The organism is Corallococcus praedator, assembly GCF_003612125.1.
Taxonomy (GTDB): Bacteria; Myxococcota; Myxococcia; order Myxococcales; family Myxococcaceae; genus Corallococcus; species Corallococcus praedator.
The window spans coordinates 1-451 of sequence record NZ_RAWI01001007.1 but is presented as its reverse complement, the minus strand read 5'-3'; the positions used below and the strand labels follow the sequence as shown (position 1 = coordinate 451).

Below are 451 nucleotides of genomic sequence, written 5' to 3'. Positions count from 1 at the left end.
ATCCAGCACGGGTGCAGCCCCGTTGCGTGACCCACGGATTCCCGGCTGTGGCGCGGGCGGCATTGGGAGTGAAATTCATTGTCGGTGTCATCCGATGATCCCCTTCAACACCTCGCCAGCCTCCAGAACTTTGGCGCCTCGTCCATTAGTCTGAATGGATCTCCTAAATTTCCTCATAACGCTCAAACTTTGTGACCGCTTCCTCGAGACCGCGGCCTAGCGCGAGGCTCGAACAGCGCGCTGGAAGGCGGGACATGGTCGACATCGAAAAACCTTGGAGCCGGATGTTTCAAGCTAGTGCGACGTTTTGCAATGGGGACCAGCCCGCCGAACTTCAGACCTTTGGTATCCTCCAGACGTCAAAAAATGGCGCGCGAACGCGCTGGGCAGATCGACATGGCCAGCACTTCGCCGGCTGTCCCAAACGAGAGGCCCGCAAAATCCGCGGGAC

General features: G+C 58.8%; 1 protein-coding gene. It reads left to right on the top strand.

The window, feature by feature from the left end:
- Nucleotides 1-254 precede the first annotated feature (254 nt).
- Nucleotides 255-451, top strand: a 197-nt coding sequence (locus D7Y13_RS47450) for a hypothetical protein (RefSeq protein ID WP_208734628.1), incomplete at its 3' end; no start/stop codon positions are given.